The organism is Paenibacillus ginsengihumi DSM 21568 (assembly GCF_000380965.1).
In the GTDB taxonomy this organism is placed as follows: domain Bacteria; phylum Bacillota; class Bacilli; order Paenibacillales; family NBRC-103111; genus Paenibacillus_G; species Paenibacillus_G ginsengihumi.
Genome location: NZ_KB905550.1, coordinates 65,814 through 85,595 on the forward strand (window position 1 = coordinate 65,814; position 19,782 = coordinate 85,595).

14 protein-coding genes are annotated in these 19,782 nt (G+C 59.6%); all 14 read left to right on the plus strand.

The genetic code is table 11. The features are described 5' to 3' along the window. Positions 1-27 precede the first annotated feature (27 nt). The 14 genes from F591_RS0102725 (at position 28) to F591_RS0102805 (ending at position 19,535) form a co-directional block, all read left to right on the plus strand. Positions 28-1,050, plus strand: coding sequence for an ABC transporter ATP-binding protein (locus F591_RS0102725; protein WP_019533051.1), 1,023 nt, complete (start codon positions 28-30; stop codon positions 1,048-1,050). Continuing rightward, entirely contained in the window at positions 1,047-2,003 is a 957-nt protein-coding gene (locus F591_RS0102730) for an ABC transporter ATP-binding protein (protein ID WP_019533052.1), read from the plus strand. Before F591_RS0102725 ends, F591_RS0102730 begins: the two co-directional genes overlap by 4 nt. Positions 2,004-2,214: 211 nt before the next feature. Further along, positions 2,215-3,849 (plus strand): bacillithiol biosynthesis cysteine-adding enzyme BshC, encoded by a 1,635-nt coding sequence (gene bshC / locus F591_RS0102740; RefSeq protein WP_019533053.1) that lies wholly within the window; start codon positions 2,215-2,217, stop codon positions 3,847-3,849. A gap of 32 nt (positions 3,850-3,881) precedes the next feature. Beyond that, entirely contained in the window at positions 3,882-5,147 is a 1,266-nt protein-coding gene (locus tag F591_RS0102745) for an adenosylhomocysteinase (protein WP_019533054.1), read from the plus strand. A 320-nt stretch (positions 5,148-5,467) separates the two neighbouring features. Then, positions 5,468-7,174, plus strand: a complete 1,707-nt coding sequence (locus tag F591_RS0102750) for an alkaline phosphatase (RefSeq protein ID WP_019533055.1) — start codon at positions 5,468-5,470, stop codon at positions 7,172-7,174. A 91-nt stretch (positions 7,175-7,265) separates the two neighbouring features. Next, positions 7,266-7,973: an ABC transporter ATP-binding protein gene (locus tag F591_RS27240; RefSeq protein WP_019533056.1), complete on the plus strand. Its 708-nt coding sequence runs from the start codon at positions 7,266-7,268 to the stop codon at positions 7,971-7,973. After that, on the plus strand, positions 7,973-9,178 hold the full coding sequence (locus F591_RS0102760; RefSeq protein WP_019533057.1) for an ABC transporter permease: 1,206 nt from the start codon (positions 7,973-7,975) through the stop codon (positions 9,176-9,178). Before F591_RS27240 ends, F591_RS0102760 begins: the two co-directional genes overlap by 1 nt. 1,429 nt (positions 9,179-10,607) lie before the next feature. After that, the gene (locus F591_RS0102770) at positions 10,608-11,519 is read left to right on the plus strand and encodes a hypothetical protein (protein WP_019533059.1); all 912 of its coding nucleotides are present in this window, start codon (positions 10,608-10,610) and stop codon (positions 11,517-11,519) included. A 127-nt stretch (positions 11,520-11,646) separates the two neighbouring features. Beyond that, positions 11,647-12,696 carry a DUF4349 domain-containing protein gene (locus tag F591_RS27245; RefSeq protein WP_019533060.1) on the plus strand — a complete coding sequence of 350 codons (1,050 nt, stop codon included), beginning with the start codon at positions 11,647-11,649 and terminating at the stop codon, positions 12,694-12,696. Positions 12,697-12,913: 217 nt separating this feature from the next. Continuing rightward, on the plus strand, positions 12,914-13,351 hold the full coding sequence (mraZ, locus tag F591_RS0102780; RefSeq protein WP_026326329.1) for a division/cell wall cluster transcriptional repressor MraZ: 438 nt from the start codon (positions 12,914-12,916) through the stop codon (positions 13,349-13,351). 91 nt (positions 13,352-13,442) lie between these two features. After that, positions 13,443-14,402: a 16S rRNA (cytosine(1402)-N(4))-methyltransferase RsmH gene (gene rsmH, locus F591_RS0102785; protein ID WP_019533062.1), complete on the plus strand. Its 960-nt coding sequence runs from the start codon at positions 13,443-13,445 to the stop codon at positions 14,400-14,402. Between the two features lie 64 nt (positions 14,403-14,466). Beyond that, the gene (gene ftsL / locus F591_RS0102790) at positions 14,467-14,892 is read left to right on the plus strand and encodes a cell division protein FtsL (RefSeq protein WP_019533063.1); all 426 of its coding nucleotides are present in this window, start codon (positions 14,467-14,469) and stop codon (positions 14,890-14,892) included. Positions 14,893-14,940: 48 nt separating this feature from the next. Continuing rightward, positions 14,941-17,364 carry a penicillin-binding transpeptidase domain-containing protein gene (locus F591_RS0102795; protein ID WP_019533064.1) on the plus strand — a complete coding sequence of 808 codons (2,424 nt, stop codon included), beginning with the start codon at positions 14,941-14,943 and terminating at the stop codon, positions 17,362-17,364. Positions 17,365-17,585: 221 nt separating this feature from the next. Then, entirely contained in the window at positions 17,586-19,535 is a 1,950-nt protein-coding gene (locus tag F591_RS0102805; RefSeq protein WP_019533066.1) for a stage V sporulation protein D, read from the plus strand. The last annotated feature ends 247 nt before the right edge of the window (positions 19,536-19,782 follow it).

Genomic DNA, 19,782 nt, shown 5'->3' on the forward strand with positions numbered 1-19,782 from the left:
TCCACCGGTGCAAGGAGGTAGCCTCGAATGAATGAACCGATTTTGGAGGTCTCAGACCTCAAGGTATCTTTCCGGACGTATGCCGGCGAGGTGCAGGCCGTGCGGGGCGTCTCCTTTCAGCTGAACAAAGGGGAAGTGCTCGCGATCGTCGGCGAGTCGGGCTGCGGCAAGTCGGTGACCGCGCAGACGATCATGCGCCTCATTCCGACCCCGCCGAGCGTGATCAAAGGCGGCTCGATCCGTTTCAATAACAAGGAAATCACCCGACTGACCGATAAAGAAATGGAAAAGGTGCGCGGCTCGGAGATGGGCATGATCTTCCAGGACCCGATGACGTCGCTGAATCCGACGATGTCCGTAGGCCGGCAAATTACGGAAGGGCTGATCAAGCATCAAGGCATGGGGCGGCGGGCGGCAAGCAGCCGGGCCGTGGAGATGCTGAAGCTGGTCGGCATCTCCAACCCGGAGGGACGCATGAATCAGTACCCTCACGAGCTGTCCGGCGGCATGCGGCAGCGCGCCATGATCGCCATCGCGCTGGCCTGCAATCCGAAGCTGCTGATCGCCGACGAGCCGACGACGGCGCTGGACGTGACGATTCAGGCGCAGATTATCGAACTGATGAAGAAGCTGTCGGAGCAGATGGACAGCTCGATCATCATCATTACCCACGATCTGGGCGTCGTCGCCGATATGGCCCAGCGCGTCATCGTGATGTATGCGGGGAAAGTGGTGGAGCAGGGAACGGTCGACGAGCTGTACTACGATCCCCGGCATCCGTACACCTGGGGGCTGCTGCGCTCGGTGCCGCGGCTCGACTCGAGCCGCGAGGAGGAGCTCGTGCCGATTCCGGGCACGCCGCCGGACTTGTTCGCCCCGCCCGCGGGCTGCGCGTTCGCGGACCGATGCGCCTATGCGATGGAAGCCTGCTTCGCCGCTGATCCGGAGCCGACGCGGTTGACGCGCACGCATTCGGCCGCCTGTTGGCTGCTCCACCCGGACGCCCCGAAGGTCGAGCGGCCCGTGCTGACGGGAGGTGCGGCCCGATGAGCGAACAGCCGATATTGCAGGTAAGCGGCCTGAAGAAGCATTTTCGGCTCGGCCGCGGCAGCACGTTGAAGGCGGTCGACGGCTTGAGCTTTGCCGTTCGCCGCGGGGAGACGTTCGGCCTTGTCGGCGAATCCGGCTGCGGCAAGTCGACGGCCGGACGGACGATCATCCGGCTGTATGAAGCGACGGAGGGCGAAGTGCTGTTCGACGGAGAGAATGTGCACCGGCTGAAGGGCAGCAAGCTGCAGTCGTTCCGCCGCAAAATGCAGATGGTTTTTCAGGACCCGTACGCCTCCCTGAATCCGCGCATGACGGTGGGCAACATTATCGCGGAAGGGATCGACATCCACGGGCTGTACACCGGCAAGCAGCGCCGGGAGCGGGTCCACGAGCTGCTCCGCGCGGTCGGACTGAACGAGGAGCATGCCGGCCGCTTCCCGCACGAATTTTCCGGCGGCCAGCGGCAGCGCATCGGCATCGCCCGCGCGCTGGCGATCGAGCCACAGTTCATCATTGCCGACGAGCCGATCTCCGCGCTCGACGTATCGGTGCAGGCCCAGGTCGTCAACCTGTTCAAGAAGCTGCAGCGCGAGCATGGGCTGACCTACTTGTTCATCGCGCACGATCTGGCGATGGTGAGACACATTTCCGACCGGATCGGGGTCATGTATTTAGGCAAGCTCGTCGAGGTGACGGCGTCCGAGGCGCTGTACGCGAAGCCGCTGCATCCTTATACGCAGTCGCTGCTGTCAGCCATTCCGATCCCGGACCCCGCGCTCGAGCGCACCCGCGAGCGTATTATTCTGGAAGGCGAAATACCGAGCCCGCTCAATCCGCCGAGCGGCTGCCCGTTCCGCACCCGCTGTCCGAAGGCGATGCCGGAATGCGCGGCGGCGATGCCGGAGCTGAAGGAGGCGGGGCCGGAGCACTACGTCGCATGCCATTTGTACTGAATGAGTCTGTTTGTCATCTTCGCCAGAAGCTTCCTTGCCGCCGAATGACGCCGAATCATCCGGGGGGCGGAAGCTTCTTTGCGCTGCTTCTCTCTGCTGCCGGGCGGCGGGCGGCGACAGGCCCGAAGGCCAAAATTGCGGCTTTGACGATTGTCGCGAACATGTGTACAATCAAAGGGTATTCACTTACATAATGGAAGGCGGTGCGCGCATGCGTATAGAAGCGTGGAACGTACCGACAGGCCAACCGCTCGCCGATGATTATTGGCAACGGTTCGAACGGACGGCCGGACTGTATGAGGAGAATCCGCGCGACCTTGTCTCCTGGGAGCGCAGGGCGGCGTGGTTGGATAACGAGGAACGCCCCCGGGCTGACCGCCGCGCATTGGCTGAAGCGCTGCTCGCATTCAACGAGCGGTACGGATCTAGCCCCGAAACGGCCCGCCACATCAGGCTGCTCGCCGACTCCGGCGCCCTGTGCGTTGTCGGCGGCCAGCAGGCAGGGCTGTTCACCGGACCGCTGCTTGTCATATATAAGGCGCTGACGATTATTCGCACGGCGAAGGAAGCCGCGGAGAAGCTCGGGCGGCCCGTCGTGCCCGTATTTTGGATTGCCGGCGAGGATCACGATTTCGACGAGGCGAACCATATTTTCGCGCTGACGCCGGAGCTGCAGGCGGAGCGAATCCGGCTGGAGCATCCGACCGGAGGCCGCGAGCCGGTCAGCCGGCTGAAGCTGAGACCGGAGCAGTGGCTTGCTGCTCTCGAGCGCCTGGACGCCAGCCTGCAGCCTACGGAATTCAAGCCGGGGCTAATGGAGAAGCTGAAGCAATTCGCCGCGCAGTCAGAAACCTTGGTCGACGGCTTCGCCTTTATGATGGCATGGCTGTTCGGCCATGAGGGGCTTGTGCTGATCGATTCAGGCGATCCGGCTATTCGCCGGCTCGAAAGCCCGCTGTTCCGCCGGCTGCTCGAGCGCAACGAGGAGCTGGCGGCCGCCCTGCTGGAAGGGAAGAAGCGGCTGGAGGCGGCCGGGTACGAGGCTCAGGCGGACGTTCCCGCGAACGGGGCCAATTTGTTCGTGATCGATGGCGGCGAGCGGATTTTGCTGTACCGCAGCGGGCGCGAAGCTTTTGCCGACCGCAAGGGCGAGCGGACGTACGGGGCGGCGCAGCTGCTCGATTGGGCGGAGACGGCGCCGGAGCGGCTGAGCAACAATGTGATGACGCGGCCTTTGATGCAGGATTATCTTTTTCCGGTGCTGGCGGCCGTGCTGGGGCCTTCCGAGATCGCTTACTGGGGGCTCACCCGCGAGGCGTTCCGTTGCTTCGGCCTGCGGATGCCGATCCTGCTGCCGCGAACAGGCTATACGATCGTCGAGGGCACGATTCAGAAAAATATGCAAAAGTACGGCCTGTCCGCCGAGGACGCGCTGCTTAAGCTGGAGCAGCGCCGGGACGAATGGCTGCGCAGCCGCGATACGCTGCGCTTCAGCGAGCGTTTCGCGGAAGTAAGGGAGCAGTTCGCCCGCTGGTATGAGCCGATTTTGGCCGATCTGTCCGGAGTGAATCCCGCTCTCGGCAAGCTGGGAGCCACGAACCGCGACAAAATTATGGAGCAGATCCGCTTCCTTGAGAACAAGGCGGAGGAGGCGGCGAAGGCGCAGTTCGAAGCGGCGCTCAGGCAGTACAAGCGCATCGGAATGTCGCTCGCGCCGGAAGGGAAGCCGCAGGAGCGGTTCTACAACGTCACGGCTTATTTGAACAAGTACGGCGAGGCGTGGTTGCAGCAATTGGCCGATGCGCCTACTGACGGCGATTCGCTTCACTACATATGCTATATGTAGCGCTCAAATTTCTATAATAAAGGAGCATGTTCATGAGTAAAGCATTGAACCGCAGCATCGTCCGCGACATGTCGCTGGCGCCGGAAGGCCATTTGAAAATCGACTGGGTGCGCGCGCATATGCCCGTCCTGAACCGGATTCGCGAGCGCTTCGAGCAGGAGCAGCCGTTCAAGGGGCTGAAGGTGGCGATTTCCCTGCATCTGGAGGCCAAGACCGCTTATTTGGCCAAGGTGGTGCAGGCGGGCGGCGCGGAGGTCGCCATCTGCGGCAGCAATCCGCTGTCGACGCAGGACGACGTCTGCGCGGCGCTGGTGGAGGACGGCATTACCGTCTATGCCAAATACAACCCGGAACCGCAGGAATATAAGGACCTGCTCATCAAGACGCTGGAGACGGAGCCGGACCTGATCATCGACGACGGCGGCGACCTGGTGACGGTGCTTCATTCGGAACGCAAGGATTTGCTGAAAAATGTGCGCGGCGGCGCCGAAGAGACGACGACCGGCATTTTGCGCCTGAAGGCGCTGGAGAAGGACGGCCAGCTGCAGTTCCCGATGGTCGCCGTAAACGACGCGTTCTGCAAATATTTGTTCGACAACCGCTACGGCACCGGCCAATCCGTGTGGGACGGCATTAACCGCACGACGAATCTCGTCGCCGCCGGCAAGACGGTCGTTGTCGTCGGTTACGGATGGTGCGGCAAAGGCGTCGCGATGCGGGCCAAGGGGCTGGGTGCGAATGTCGTCGTGACCGAGATCGACGCGATCAAAGCGGTCGAAGCGTACATGGACGGCTTTGCCGTCATGCCGATGAAGGAAGCGGCGAAGGTCGGCGACTATTTCGTCACCGTGACCGGCAACCGCGACTGCATTCGCGGCGAGCACTACGAGGTGATGAAGGACGGCGCGATTTTGTCCAACGCCGGCCATTTCGATGTCGAAGTGAACAAGCCGGAGCTGGAGGCGCTCTCCGTCTCCAAGCGGACGGTCCGCCGCAACATCGAGGAGTACACGCTGAAGGACGGACGCAAAATTTATTTGCTGGCTGAGGGACGTCTGGTCAACCTGGCGGCAGGCGACGGCCACCCGGCGGAGATCATGGACATGACGTTCGCGCTGCAGGCGATGTCTCTGAAATATGTGAACGACCATTACAAGGAAATCAGCAGCCGCGTCGTCAACGTGCCTTACGAGCTTGACGAGCAGGTTGCCCGCTACAAGCTTGAATCGCTCGGCATCGGCATCGACAGCCTGACAGAGCAGCAACGAGCTTATCTGGACAGCTGGGCGGAGCACTGATCGCCGCGCCGCCTCCGGGCGGCAGCAGCTGTCCCGAATTCCTAAGTGGCTGGGCAGCTTGAATACCGACTTAAGAACGCGCCTCCTTTCGGCTTCGCGCCGGGGGAGGCGCGTTTTGTTGTTTTGTCGTTGTTTCGCTTTCGCTAACGCTTGCCACGGTGCTTATTCCCCTCAAAAGGATCGATCGGGCCATGGCTTTTACAAAACTTTATCAATCATTTTACGATCTGTTAACGTTGGCCTCAATTGTCGTTTACAAACCATCGTTATGATGGGTTCGAGAAACGCATGAACATATATTTGATCTGGAGGGTTGTTCATTGAAAAAGCGCATGTTAAAGTCGGCGCTCGCTGTCGGACTGGCACTGACCGCAGTGTCGGTAGGAACGGCATCGGCGGTCGAGACCGGCCGCTCGGCCTCATCCAAAAATCTCATCGTATTGATCGGCGACGGCATGGGACCGGCACAGGTGACCGCAGCCCGCAATTACCTGATGTACAACAAGGGGATCGAGCACCTGGCGCTCGACAGCATTTATGTCGGACAAGCGACCACCTACGCCGACCGCGGCGAAGACGGGGATACTGTCGTTTCCGGAGTAGTGACCGATTCGGCCTCTGCCGGAACGGCGTTCGCAACCGGACACAAAACCTATAATGCCGCAATTAGCGTATCCAACCAGGAGGTGGCGAGGCCTTATGCTTCCGTGATCGAAGCGGCGATCAGAGAGGGCAAGTCGACCGGGCTGGTGACGACGGCGCGGATTACCCATGCGACTCCGGCCGTATACGCTTCGCATGTGCGCAGCCGGGACAATGAAAATGCAATCGCCGCGCAATATTTGGAAAGCGGCGTCGATGTGCTGCTTGGCGGAGGCAGCGACTATTTTATCAGCAAAGCCGACGGCGGCAAGCGTCCCGACAGGACCATCTTGGCCGATTTTGAAGCGAAAGGATACAAGTATGTCAAAGACAGCGCCGGGTTAAGCGCGCTGCCGGCCGACAGCGGGAAGGTGCTTGGCTTGTTCGGCAAATCCCATATTGCCTATGTTCCCGACCGGACCGAGGAGATTCCTTCGCTGGCGCAAATGACCCAAAAGGCGCTCGATATTTTGTCCCAGAACGAGAACGGCTTTGCGGTTATGATCGAAGGCGGACGGATCGACCACGCTTCTCATGCCAACGATTTTCCGACTACCGTGCAGGAAACGCTCGATTTTGACGCAGCGGTTCAGGTCGCTCTTGATTTTGCCCAAAAAGACGGCAACACCTCGGTCGTCATTACGGCTGACCACGAGACAGGCGGCCTCTCCTTGTCCCGCGACAATATCTACGAGCTGAACATGGATCTGTGGGATAAGCAAAAGCATTCTTCCGAATTCATCAGCAAGCGCTTGAAAGAAGCGAAAACCGCCGATGAGGTGAAGCAGATCGTTGCCGAAAACACCTGGATCAACGATTTGAGTGACGAAGAGGCGGCCCGAATTCTGGAAGGCGACGGCTCTTCTTATGCCCGGGAAGGCGCGTATAACGCCGTCGTGTCCAAAAGATTGCTCGTCGGCTGGAGCGGCCACGGCCATTCCGCCGTTGACGTCGGCGTATGGGCATACGGGCCGATCGCCGATCTGGTGAAGGGGCAAATCGACAATACGCAAATTGCCGTTCAATCGGCGAAGGTCATCGGAGCCGATCTGGAAGCGGCGACTGCGAAGCTGCAGGCCCAATATTTGTACCCCAAGTTCAAAGTGACCCGCGACGGAGAGGTGCTGTATCCGGCGAAAGATTTGGCCGAGGCGCTGGGGGCGGCTGTGGAGTGGAACGACAGCTCGCGAACCGCTACCATTCGCGCAGCCGGCAATACGCTGCAGATCGGCGCGGACAATGCCGCGGTCATGATGAATGGAGCGGATACAGGCCTGAGAGGAAACATCGACAACGGAAAGCTGTATTTGCCGCTTGCCGCATTCAATCACGCGACCGGCATGAACATGACCTGGGATTCCTTGTCCGAACGCATTGTGAAATAGTTGAACATGGTTTGAGCATGGACAGGAGAGCGCGCTGCTCTCCTGTATATGTTTCGGGGCGGCCAGGCCGAAGAGAAGGGGGAGCGCAGCCGTGATACGTATAGAACAGCTGGAAAAATCGTACCGGCTTCAAGGACAAACGAAGCTTATTTTGCAAATACCTTATTGGTCGGTGGCCGAAGGGGAGCGGATCGCCCTGTTAGGTCCGAGCGGAAGCGGTAAAAGCACATTGCTGCACCTGATCGGCGGCGTGCTGCCGGTTGACCGGGGAGAGCTTCAGGTGTGCGGCAGCAAAGTGAGCGGGATGAATGAGGCGGAGCGGGATGCGTTTCGGGCCGCCAATATCGGCTATATTTTTCAGGACTTTCACTTGATCCCGGCTTTGACGGCGAGGCAGAACGTGGAGATGGTGCTGGGCGGACCTGCTGATAGGCGCAGCCGGATGCAGCAGCTGAAGGAATGGTTTTCCCGGGTAGGGCTGGCTGAGCAAATGGATCATTTGCCTTCCCAGCTGTCGCGCGGTCAGCAGCAGCGGGTGGCGATCGTTCGCGCGCTGATCAATCGGCCGCCGTTGATTTTGGCTGACGAACCGACGGGCAGCCTCGATTGGGAGACAGGGGGGCTGGTGATGAAGCTTTTGCTCGACCTGTGCGAGCAGGAGGGGCTGACGCTGCTTGCCGTTACCCATGATCTTTACCATGCCCGGCTGTTTCCGAAAACCGTACCCATCAGCGATATGAATCGACTTCTGCAATCAGCGGACGGATTGGCCGTCGCAGCCGGAAGGGGCGAACGCTAATGAACGGCTGGAAGCTGCTGTGGAGAAATATGCTTTACCGCAAGAGCTTGTCGTTGCTTACGATTTTTGCCGTTGCCGTCACGGTTTCCCTGTTCGTTCTGCTGCTGCTCTGCAAGGACGGATTTGAACGGGGCGCTGCCAACGGATACGGCCCGTTCGAGCTTGTGATCGGTGCGGAAGGCAGCGAATCGCAGCTGGTGCTCAATACGTTCTACCGTGCGGGCGCCCCGACCGGCAACATTCCGCTGGAAGTGCTTCAAGCGGTCAGCGAGGAGAATCAGGTGGACGCCGCTTTCGGCATGACAGCAGGGGATCATTACAACGGCTTCCCTATCGTCGGCATGGACCCGGCTTATTTTCCTGTCAGGTATGGCGACCGCCACTTGAAAGAAGGCAGGCTGTACGGGCAGCTGGGAGAAGTGACGCTCGGTTATGCGGCGGCCCAATCGCTGGGCGTTCGCGTCGGCGACCAATTCAGCGGCGCGCACGGATTAATCGGACATCATGAATTGGAGGAAGAGCACGGCGATCACGAGGAGGATGCGCATGAAAGCTTCAAATATACGGTAGTGGGCGTGCTTCCCAAGCTGAATACCGCCGACGACCGGGCTATTTTCACGACGATGGATTACGCCTGGGCGGTGCATGACCATCAGCAGGGAGCCAGGGAAGTGACGGCCATTTTGGTCAAGCCGAAATCATTGCTGGGAGCGCAGTCCGTCAAGCAGAAGTACGATCAATGGGACCGGGTACAAGCGGTTTATACGAGCAAAGCGGTTGCCGATCTATTGAATATGGTAGATACCGGCAGCCAAATCTTGACGCTTGTCATGACGATCTGCGTATTGCTGGCCGCCTCGTCCCTGCTGCTTTCCTTAACGGCCGCCTTTCACGAAAGAAAAAAGGATATCGGCTTGCTCAGATTAATCGGCAAATCGAAATCGTATATTTTGCTGACGCTGCTCGGGGAGGGAATGGTGCTGACCGCCGCCGGTCTGGCAGCCGGCTTGCTCGTTGGGCACGCCGCGGGCTGGCTGATCAGCGAGCCGCTGTTCACGGCGACAGGCATCCAATTGGAAGGATTTCGGCTGTCGGCGAACGAGGTTTATATCACTGCGTCCGCGCTGGCTCTCGGCGCGATTGCTTCCATTATTCCTGCAGTGAGGCTGTACCGCGTCGACGCGCAATCGCTGTTTCGCAGCTAGGCGCAGATAGCGAGCGCAGCCTTCGTTCGGGCGCCGCCTGCGTGGTGACAATTGGGCCGGCGGATTACCGCCAAATTTTCGGGAAGAGACGCCTATGCCGCTGGCGCAGCACCATCAAATGGTGAAAATGGGCTGCCCGCCCTGGGGGGCTATTTTCAAGATAGACGCCCATGCCGCCGCACGGCACCATCAGATGATGAAAATGGCCGCGGCGTACCAAGCGCTATTTTCAAGATAGACGCCCATGCCGCTGGCGCAGCACCATCAGAAGGATGAAAGTGGGCTGGGGGCCCGGGGTCATGATAGCAAATGTTGTATTTTGTACAACAAAAACGGGGAAATAACCCGCATTCGCGGCTCAATGTTGTATTTTGTGCAACATTTCGAGCGATGTTTCCGGTTTTGAAGCCAATCGCCTCTAAATTGTTGCACGAAATGCAGCATTTCCCTTCATTTTGTGCGAAGGGGGCGGAAAATGTTGCATTTTTTGCAGGATTTGTCGCCCCATGTGCCCGAGTCTGCCCGGGGAAGGGCCGCGCTAACGCGGAACTCGCACTATACCACGGATTTCGCACGCTAATGTGGAGTCCGAACGCTGGCGCGGGTTTCGGGGGCCGCCGGCTGAGCATATCCGTCGCAGTAAAGGATAGATTTGCGCAATATAGGGCCATTCCGAAGGCAAGGTTTTCTCAGCGTTTTCAGAAAAGCTGCCGGAAGGATCAAGTAACAATAAAGCGTTAAAGTGTTAAATTGAGGCGGGGCCTTCCGTACCAGGCAAAACTGCCGCTCAAGCGCGCCCGCTCATCCGTTGAATGTGCTTCGATCGAAGCTTCTCTTCATGCTCGCCAGCCTAGGGTGCAGTTTTGCCGGGCAGGCCTTAAGCTAACGCTAGCCACAGAGCTTATTTCCCTCGAAATCATCGATTTGAAATTGAACGCAAGTGAGCAGCCTTATTTGGCATTTTGGGCTGCCAGATTCAGCGTTTTTGACAAAATAGCGCTACCAGCCTGCGTTACATTTTTCAAAGGCAGCATTTCATCAAAATAGCGTTTGTCACTGGCGTTAGAAATTCGGAAGCTTCGGCAGGAGCGCAGGAAGGGACGGTTCAGGAAGAAGCAGCTGTTGAAATGAACACGGCTTGAGGTTTGTTGGAATATTTTTCAATAAAGACATCCTGCCATGTGTGGCACCATCAGAAGATGAAAATGTGCCGCCCGCCCTGGGGGGCTATTTTCAAGATAGACGCCTATGACGAGCGCTTCCTGCCGTCATCGGTCATCACCTGCGGTATTGAAATTTTGTCGGCGGATACCGCCAAATTTTCAAGATAGACGCCTATGACGAGCGCTTCCTGCCGTCATCGGTCGTCACCTGCGGTATTGAAATTTTGTCGGCGGATACCGCCAAATTTTCAAGATAGGAGGTAACAATGAAGGCGAACAAAGTGATATGTGCGGCGTTCTTGCTCATTGCTGCTGGCGTCGCCGGCGGCTGCGGCACCCGGCAAACGCACGATGAGGGAGGAACATTCGCCGCCGCGCAGGAGCAACTGCCGGCAGAGCCGGTTCAAGCCGCTTCATCCGCTGCGCCTGGCCTGTTAGCGGCCAGCGAGGCTGCCGGGCAATCGCCGAAGGGAGCAAGCCAGGCTGCCGGCAGCGGCAATGCGGCAGAGGCTCAGGCGCGGCCGGATGCTCAAGCCGTGCCTGCCGCTGCTGCGCAGGCCGCCCCGGCAGCAGACGCGGCCTCGCAAGAGTCAGCCGCTCCGCCCGCTTCCGCGGCAGAAGAAGCGCCGCCGAAGTCATCGGCTCTGCCCGCTGCCGCGGCCGGTGCAGCGTCTGCAGCCGCCTCCGCGCACGCCGGAGCGGCTCCTCCCGGCAGCGAGCAGGCCGCCGCCGCGCTGCCGCAGGAAGCGGCGAAGCCGGACGGCGCCGCTGCGGAGAACAGTTCCGCGCAAGCGAACCATGCGGGGCATCCTGTCATCAAATGGTCGGAGTTTTTTGACGATGACATGCAAATAGCCCCCTCCAGCAAATTTTGGGATTTGTCGGAGCAGCAGAAAACCGTGGAAATAAAAGGCTTCATGGGAGAGGTTCTGTCTTTTGAGAAGCGCTGGTTTCTGCTCATTCCCGAGCCGGGCGCGGAATGTCCGTTCGACAATGGAGATGAGACGTACTGGAACAAAATCATGATCGTTTTTGTCCCGAACGAGACGAAGCTGCGCTATACATCGGGGCCGTTAAAGGTAACGGGGCGGCTGGATGTCGGGATCAAAGTGGATGAGTCAGGGTATAAAACGATGTTCCGTCTATACGATGCATCCTTCGAAAAAATCAAGGAGTAAAATTCCAATGCAGTAAAATGAATGCAACATTATTGGCGCTGCCCTCGTCTATGGAGCTGAACGGCCGGAGGCAAGTGTCCGGCGTTCGCCATATTTCCAATGGCTATAACAGACAGGGGGCGAAGCGATGGAAAGCAGACGGATGGCGGAGCAGACAGACGGCGGCCGACGGCCGGCGGGAGGCCGCGCCGCGAAGCTCGTGCGGGCGCTTATCGCCGCTGCGCTTGCTATGGCGCTGGCTAGCGGCTGCAGCGCGGCGGGAACATCGGGGGCGGCAGAGCAGGCGGCCTCCGGCCGCGCCGCAGATTCGGCCGGCAAGTCGCTCGGCGCGGCAAACGGCAACGCCGCGGCCCTGACCGTGGCGCCGAGAGAAGGCGGCGTGACGCCGGTTTCGGCAGCGGCGGGACAGGAAGCCGAGCGCAAAATCATTTACGAGGCGGAGCTATCCATGACGTCGGGGGATTATGCGGGGACCGTGGTCAGCATCCAGGAATCGGTGCGCCAATGGGGAGGCTACGTGCTGCAGTTCCATGAAAGCTCCGGCTCAGTGAACAAAAGCGGCACCTTCGTCATCAAGGTGCCGGCGCAAGGTTTCGATCCGCTGCTGGCGGAGCTGGAGAAGCTCGCTCCCTTGGACAGCAAATGGATGAGGGGAGAGGACGTCACGGAGGAGTTCGTCGACCTCGAGTCCCGCTTGAAGGCGAAGCAGGCGGCGGAGGAGCGGCTGCTTGAGTTTATCGGCAAAGCCTCCAAAACCGACGAGCTGGTCGCCTTCTCGAACGAGCTGGCCAAGGTGCAGGAGGACATTGAGGCGCTGAAGGGCCGGATGCGTTATTTGGAGCAGAATGTCGCCTACTCGACGATCCGGCTCAGCCTGAAGCAAAAGGTCGGTTCGGCGGAGGCGCTCCAGGCGCCGGGGCGCGAGCCGCTTGCGCAAAGGGCGTCCGAAGCGCTGCAGGGCACGCTGGCGGTGCTGGCGTTCTTGTTCGAAGGGCTTGTCGTCATCGTCGTCGGGGCGCTTCCCGTGCTGGCGCTGCTGTTGCTCATCCTCGCTTCTCTCTGGCTGTGGCGGCGCAAGCGCAGGCAAAAGCTGCGAGACATCCGGGACCGGCTGGCAACCGAGAACCGGCTTGCGGCGGACGACGGCAGCGAGGCGAACGAGCAAGCGCCGCGATGACGAGCGTCTGTTCACGCATTGCCCGACCGCGGGCTGGAGCCTGCGGATGCGGCCGATCATGGAAAGCTTCATGCATAACCTTGTCGGAAAAATCAGCCTGCGGAAAAATCCTGCTGAAGACGAAGCGCTTCAGCAGGATTTTTCGTTTGTTCGCCGAATTTTTACTGTACAAGTGGAGGAAAGTGGGGTAAAGTGGTGGGAAAGGGGTGACCAGTGGATGTTCATGGGGGAATATCAACACACCATCGACGAGAAAGGCCGAATGATCATTCCGGCCAAATTTCGCGATGCCCTCGGAACATCGTTTGTCGTCACCCGTGGCTTGGACCAATGCTTGTTCGTGTATCCGATGGATGAGTGGGCGGTGCTGGAGAAGAAGCTGAAATCGCTGCCGCTGATGAAGTCGGACGCCCGCGCCTTTACCCGCTTTTTTTTCTCGGGAGCGACGGAGTGCGAGCTGGACAAGCAGGGGAGGGTGAACATCCCGAAAAATTTGGTCGAGCATGCCAAGCTGGAGAAGGATTGCGTCGTGATCGGGGTGTCCAACCGCGTGGAGATTTGGAGCAAGGCGATCTGGGAAAGCTATTCCCAGCAATCGGAGGAATCGTTCAGCGAGATCGCCGAGAAGCTCGTAGATTTCGATTTCGACCTCTAGAAAGCTTGGCCGCCGGACCCGTTCTTTGCAGCGACCGGTTCACAAGTGTCATAAGGTCGAAAGCCGACAGCCGGGAGGAGCCTGAAGAGAGATGTTTCATCATGTAACCGTATTGAAGCAAGAGGCCGTGGAAGGATTACATATAAAGCCTGATGGAATTTACGTCGACTGCACGCTGGGCGGGGCCGGACACAGCAGCGAGATCGCTTCCCGGCTCAGCCTGGACGGGCTGCTCGTCGCGTTCGATCAGGACGAGATCGCACTCAAGCACGCCCGCGAGAGACTGGCCCCGGCGGGCGAGCGGGTTAAGCTCGTGCGCAGCAATTTCCGCTATCTCGAGGAGGAGCTTAGAGCCATTCCTGCAGCGATGAAGGAAGGGCGGCCCCAGGTTGACGGCGTACTGTTCGATCTCGGGGTATCGAGCCCGCAATTGGACGAGGCGGAACGCGGCTTCAGCTACAACCATGACGCCGAGCTCGATATGCGCATGGACCGTTCTTCCGAGCTGACGGCGAAGGCTGTCGTGAACGAATGGCCGGAGCGAGAGCTTGCCCGCATATTGCACGAATACGGCGAAGAGAAGTTCGCCCGGCGAATTGCCGCCCGGATCGTTGAGGCGCGCAGGATGAGGCCGATCGAGACGACCGGCGAGCTGGTCGAATTGATCAAGGAGGCGATCCCGGCTGCGGCGCGCCGCACGGGCCCTCATCCGGCCAAGCGCAGCTTTCAGGCGATCCGCATTGCGGTCAACGATGAGCTGGGCGCCTTCGAGGATGCGCTGGAGCAGGCGATACGCTGCCTGAAGCCCGGCGGACGCGCCGCCGTTATTACGTTCCATTCACTGGAGGACCGCATTTGCAAGCAGACGTTCGCCAAATATACGGAGCGTTGCACGTGCCCGCCGGATTTTCCGGTTTGCGTCTGCGGGCGGCATGGAGTCGTAAAGCTGGTCAACCGCAAGCCGATCGAGCCGGGCCCGGAGGAGCTGGAGGCGAACCCGCGGGCCCGCTCCGCAAAACTGCGCATTGCCGAGAAGCTTCCGGAGCGGTGAACGGCACCGCCCCGGTCTCGTCATCTTCTATACTAAACTACCGCCAAAGGAGGATTTACGCCCAGTGCCAGCCTATATTCAAGGAAACTTAGCCGTCGAACAGAAAAGCAAGGGGGACAAACGCCCCAGCTACAAGGAAACCAGGAAGGTTGTCGTCAAGACCAAAACGCTGCCCGTGCAGGAAAAATTGCTGTATTTGTTTACGGTTATCGTGTGCGTGCTGGTAGCAAGCGTCATTATTTGGCGGTATGCGCAAATCTATGAAATGAATTCTGCCATTCAAAAAATACAAACAGAGATTAACAACTTGGAAGCGGAGAACCGAATCCTGAAGCAGAAAATCGACGAATTGGCGGACCCGAGAAATCTGGAAAACCAGGCCAGAGCATGGGGGATGACAACGCCGCAGCAGGAGCAATCCAATTCCGCAGGCGGCCGCAATTCCGTCGCTTCGTCTGCGCAATCGACCAAATCGAAAGATCGTCCCTGACCCTGGCCAGAAAGTCCGAAGTTGAATCACGGGGGAGGTATTGCAGCGATGGTCAGAAGGATCAAGCTACGTTCCATGCTGCTCGGGGGGGTATTCACCCTCCTTTTTGTCATTTTGGTAGGCAGATTGTATTGGGTGCAGGTGGTCCAGGGCGCCGAGCTGCTCGTTCAGGCCCAGGAAAAATGGGAGGTCGACAAGCAGCTGACGGCGGTTCGCGGCTCCATTCTGGATCGCAACGGCAAGGTGCTGGCGGAAGACGCCCCGGCGTTTACCGTAGCGCTAACTCCCAAGCTGATCAAAGATTACGGGCTGGAGGACGAGGTCGTTCGCAGCCTGGCCTCGTTTCTTCGCACCTCCGACGATCCGGCGGCGCAGGCCGAGCTGGAGAACAAAATCCGCAAGCGCCTCAGCAGCGGCGCGGGGCAGGTGGAGATTCGCAACGAAGGCTGGAAAATCGACAGCGCGAAAGCAGCGGAGATTCGCGAGTGGGTCAAAAAATTAAAGGAACAGGTCAACGCGAAATGGAGCATCGGCATTTTGCTGATCGAGGAGCATAAGCGCTACTACCCCGGCGGCTCACAAGCGTCGCACGTGATCGGCTTCAGCGATAAGGAAGGCAAGCCGATCATGGGCCTGGAGAAGCAGCTGGACAATTATTTGAAGGGCACGGACGGTTTCCTGCGCTACGGCCGGGACCCGAACGGCGTCGAGCTGCCGGACACCGAGGTTAAGTACCAGGCGCCGGTCGACGGCAGCAACGTGAAGCTGACGATCGACAAGAACATCCAATTTTATATAGAGAACGCCTTGAAAAAGGTGTACGAGAAATACAACCCGAAAAGCATCATGGCCATCGCGCTCGATCCGAAGACGATGGAGGTGCTCGGGATGGCCAATCTGCCGACGTTCGATCCGAACAAATATTGGGAGATGAAGGACGGCAGCACGGTAAACCATGCCGTCGCGTCCCAGTACGAGCCGGGCTCGACATTCAAGCTCGTCACGCTGGCCGGCGCCGTGGAAGAAGGCTTGTTCAATCCGGGGGAGAAGTTTCAATCCGGCTCCATCGTCGTAACCGGGGAGAAGCTTCACGACCATAACCGGGTAGGCTGGGGGCGTATCGACTATCTGGAAGGATTGAAGCGCTCCAGTAACGTGGCGTTCGTCAAGCTCGGCTATGAAAAGCTGGGAATGGAGAAGCTGCGGGAATATATCGACCGGTTCGGCTTCGGCGCCAAGACGGGCATCGATCTGCCGGGCGAGGTCGGGGGGATCGTGAACATGCGGTATCCCGCCGAATTCGCGACGGCCACCTACGGCCAAGGCTTGACGGCGACGGCGATCCAGCAGGCGGTCGCCTATGCGGCGATCGCCAACGGCGGCCTGTTGATGAAGCCCCACGTCGTCAAGGAAATCGTCAACCCGCAGACCGGCGAGGTCGTCTATAGCAGCAAGCCGGAAGTCGTTCGCCGCGTCGTGTCGGAGCAGACGGCCAAGCAGGTGGGCGAACTGCTCGAGCAGGTCGTCGCCGACCAGCAGATCGGCACGGGCAAGAAGGCCGCGATCGAAGGCTACCGCGTTGCCGGCAAGACGGGGACGGCGAACAAGGTCGTTCCCGGCGTCAAAGGGTACGCCGAAGGCAAATGGGTCATTTCCTTTATCGGTTATGCTCCTATTGAAGATCCGCGCATCGTGCTGGCGATCATCGCCGACGAGCCGGATCTCGGCAACAATTATCATTTGGGCGGGGACGTTGCGGCCCCGGCGTTCAAGGAGATCGTCTCGCAGACGCTTCGCTACATGCGCGTGCCGTCCACGGTGACGGAGCAGCAGCGGCAGACGGCGGAGCAGGCGTCCCGCACGGTCGTTCCGGAAATGACGGGCATGACGCTGGCGCAGGCGAAACAGGTCGCTTCCCAATACGGCATCGAAGTCGAAGCGATCGGCAAAGGAGACAAGGTGCTCGCCCAATCTGTGCAGGCAGGTACGAAAATCGCCGTTGACCAGCGAATGTATGTAGTGATGCAGAACGACGGCGAAGTGACGCCGCCCAACCTGACAGGCCAATCGCTGCGCGATGCGATCGCCGTATGCTCGCTCGCCAAGCTGCGCTGCGAATCGACCGGCGAAGGCTATGTCGTCTCGCAGACGTTGGAAGGCGAAGGAAAAGACCGGGTGCTGAGGCTGCAGCTTATGCCGTACAACGAGATCGAGGCGGCCGGAGGATTCGAGAAAGCCGCCGCCGCACTTGCCGCTGCGGCATCAAGCGGCAAAGACGCGGCGCAGCAGGACGATTCATCCGGGAAAGACGACTCCCGGTCAAGCGGCGCAGGCGGCAAGGACGAATCCCGCCAGACGGGCGCGTCCGGCGACAATGAAGCGCGCCGCGATGGAACGTCCGGCAGCAGGAGCGAACAGGGCGTTGGCAGCGAGAGCAGCAACACGGCAGAGAACGGTGCCGGCAATAGCTAGGCGAACGAATCCGCAACGAAAGACGCCGGGACCGGAAATTCCAGGACCAACGATACGACAAACAACGATTCGAAGAACAACGGCTTAATCCGCATAGGCGGCAAGACGCCTTAACCGAATATCCGAAAGTGCGGCGAACCGGACAGCTTGTTCTAACCCCTGGTTGTCCTGAATAGGCATGATAAGGAACGATCTGCTTGTTCAGGAGGGAGCGAACGGTCATGAAGGCATCGAACGTCACGGTTCGCCGCCGTTTATTTGCCGCATTGGTTGTCGGAGCGATTCTATTCTTGGCGCTGGTAGTTCGCCTCGCTTATGTGCAGATTTGGATGGGGCCGAGATTGTCCCAGGAAGCGGAGGACAACTGGCGCCGCAATATACCGGTCACCGCCAAGCGCGGCGAGATTATCGACCGCAACGGCGTAAAGCTGGCGTACAATGTCAGCACGCCGACCGTCATGGCGATCCCGGCCCAGGTGAAGGACGCCGAAGCGACAGCCGCCCGCTTGGCCGATGCGCTGCAGATGGATGCGGACAAAGTGCTGGGCATGATTACGAAGCGGGCGTCCAGCGTGTATATCAAGCCCGAAGGGCGGAAAATTTCCCAGGAAAAGGCCGAGGAAATCCGCGCGATGGGGCTGCCCGGCATCGTCGTGACCGAGGACAACAAGCGTCACTATCCGTTCGGCGAGCTGGCGGCGCACGTTCTCGGCTTCACCGGCATTGATAATCAAGGGCTTACGGGCATAGAATCAACATATGACGACCTGCTGACAGGCATTAACGGCAGCATCTCCCGGCTGACCGACGCCAGCGGCAGGGAGATGCCGAATTCGACAAGCAAATATACGAAGCCTCAGGACGGGTTGAATCTGCAGCTGACGATCGACAGCCATCTCCAATCGATTCTGGAGCGGGAGCTTGATCAGGCGATGGTCAAATATCAGCCCAATCATGCGATCGCCATCATGATGGACCCGAACAACGGCGAAATTTTGGCGATGGGGGCGAGACCGGGGTACGAGCCGGGCAATTTCCAGGCTTATCCCGTCGAGAATTACAACCGCAACCTGCCGATCTGGATGACGTACGAGCCGGGCTCCACCTTCAAGATCATCACCTTGGCGGCGGCGCTGCAGGAGAACAAGGTGAACCTGAACGAATCGTTCTACGATCCCGGCGCGATCGAGGTGGCCGGGGCCCGGCTCCGCTGCTGGAAACGGGGAGGGCACGGGAGCGAGACGTTCCTGCAAGTTGTCGAAAATTCGTGCAACCCGGGGTTCGTCGTCATGGGCGAAAGGCTCGGGAAAGAGAAGCTGTTCGAATACATTCACAATTTCGGCTTCGGCAAAAAGACGGGCATCGATCTCGGCGGCGAAGAGAACGGCATCCTGTTCAAGCCGTCGCGCGTCGGTCCGGTGGAGCTGGCGACGACCTCCTTCGGCCAAGGCGTATCCGTCACGCCGATTCAGCAAATTACGGCCGTCTCTGCAGCGATTAACGGCGGGAAGCTCTATAAGCCGCATGTAGGCAAGGCCTGGTATCATCCGGAGACCGGCCAGCGGCTCGGGACGATGGAGCCGGAGCTGGTGCGGCAGGTCATCTCCGAGGAGACGTCCAGGAAGGTGCGCGAGACGCTCGAGAGCGTCGTCGCCAACGGCACAGGCCGCAACGCCTTCATCGACGGATACCGCGTCGGAGGCAAGACAGGGACGGCGCAGAAGGTGGTAAACGGCCGCTACTCCGCAAGCGAGCACATTGTCTCGTTTATCGGCTTCGCTCCGGCGGACGATCCGAAGGTGGTCGTATATGCCGCGGTGGACAATCCGCAAGGCATCCAGTTCGGCGGCCTGATCGCCGCTCCGCTGGTAAAAAATATTATGGCCGACGCCCTGAGCTACATGGGGGTCGAACCGCGCAAGGAGCAGCTTGACCGCAAGTACGTGTACGGGGATACGCCGATCGTCGAAGTGCCGAACATGGTTGGCATGACGGTAGCGGATATATACGAGAGCCTGAACATGAACTTCAACCTGGCCAAATCCGGCGCGGGCAAATATGTCGTCAACCAGGTGCCCAAAGCAGGCAGCCGCGTGGAGCGGGGCTCCACGATCCGCATCTATTTGTCGGATGCGGAGCCGCCGCAGCAGCCGGAAGGCCATTCGCCGTAAGGCACGAGGGCGCTGCTGGCGGGAGCGCCGCCGGCTCGCCCCGCCCAAGGGGCGGGGCTGACACCATCCCGCTGCGGCGGGCCGCGCTTTTTGCAAAATAGACGCCCATGCCGCTGGCGCGGCACCATCAGAAGAGGAAAATGGGCCGCAGCCCTGGGAGCTATTTTCAAGATAGACCCCCATGCGGCTTGCGCGGCACCATCAGATGGTGAAAATGGGCCACGGACACCGGGCTATTTTCAAGATA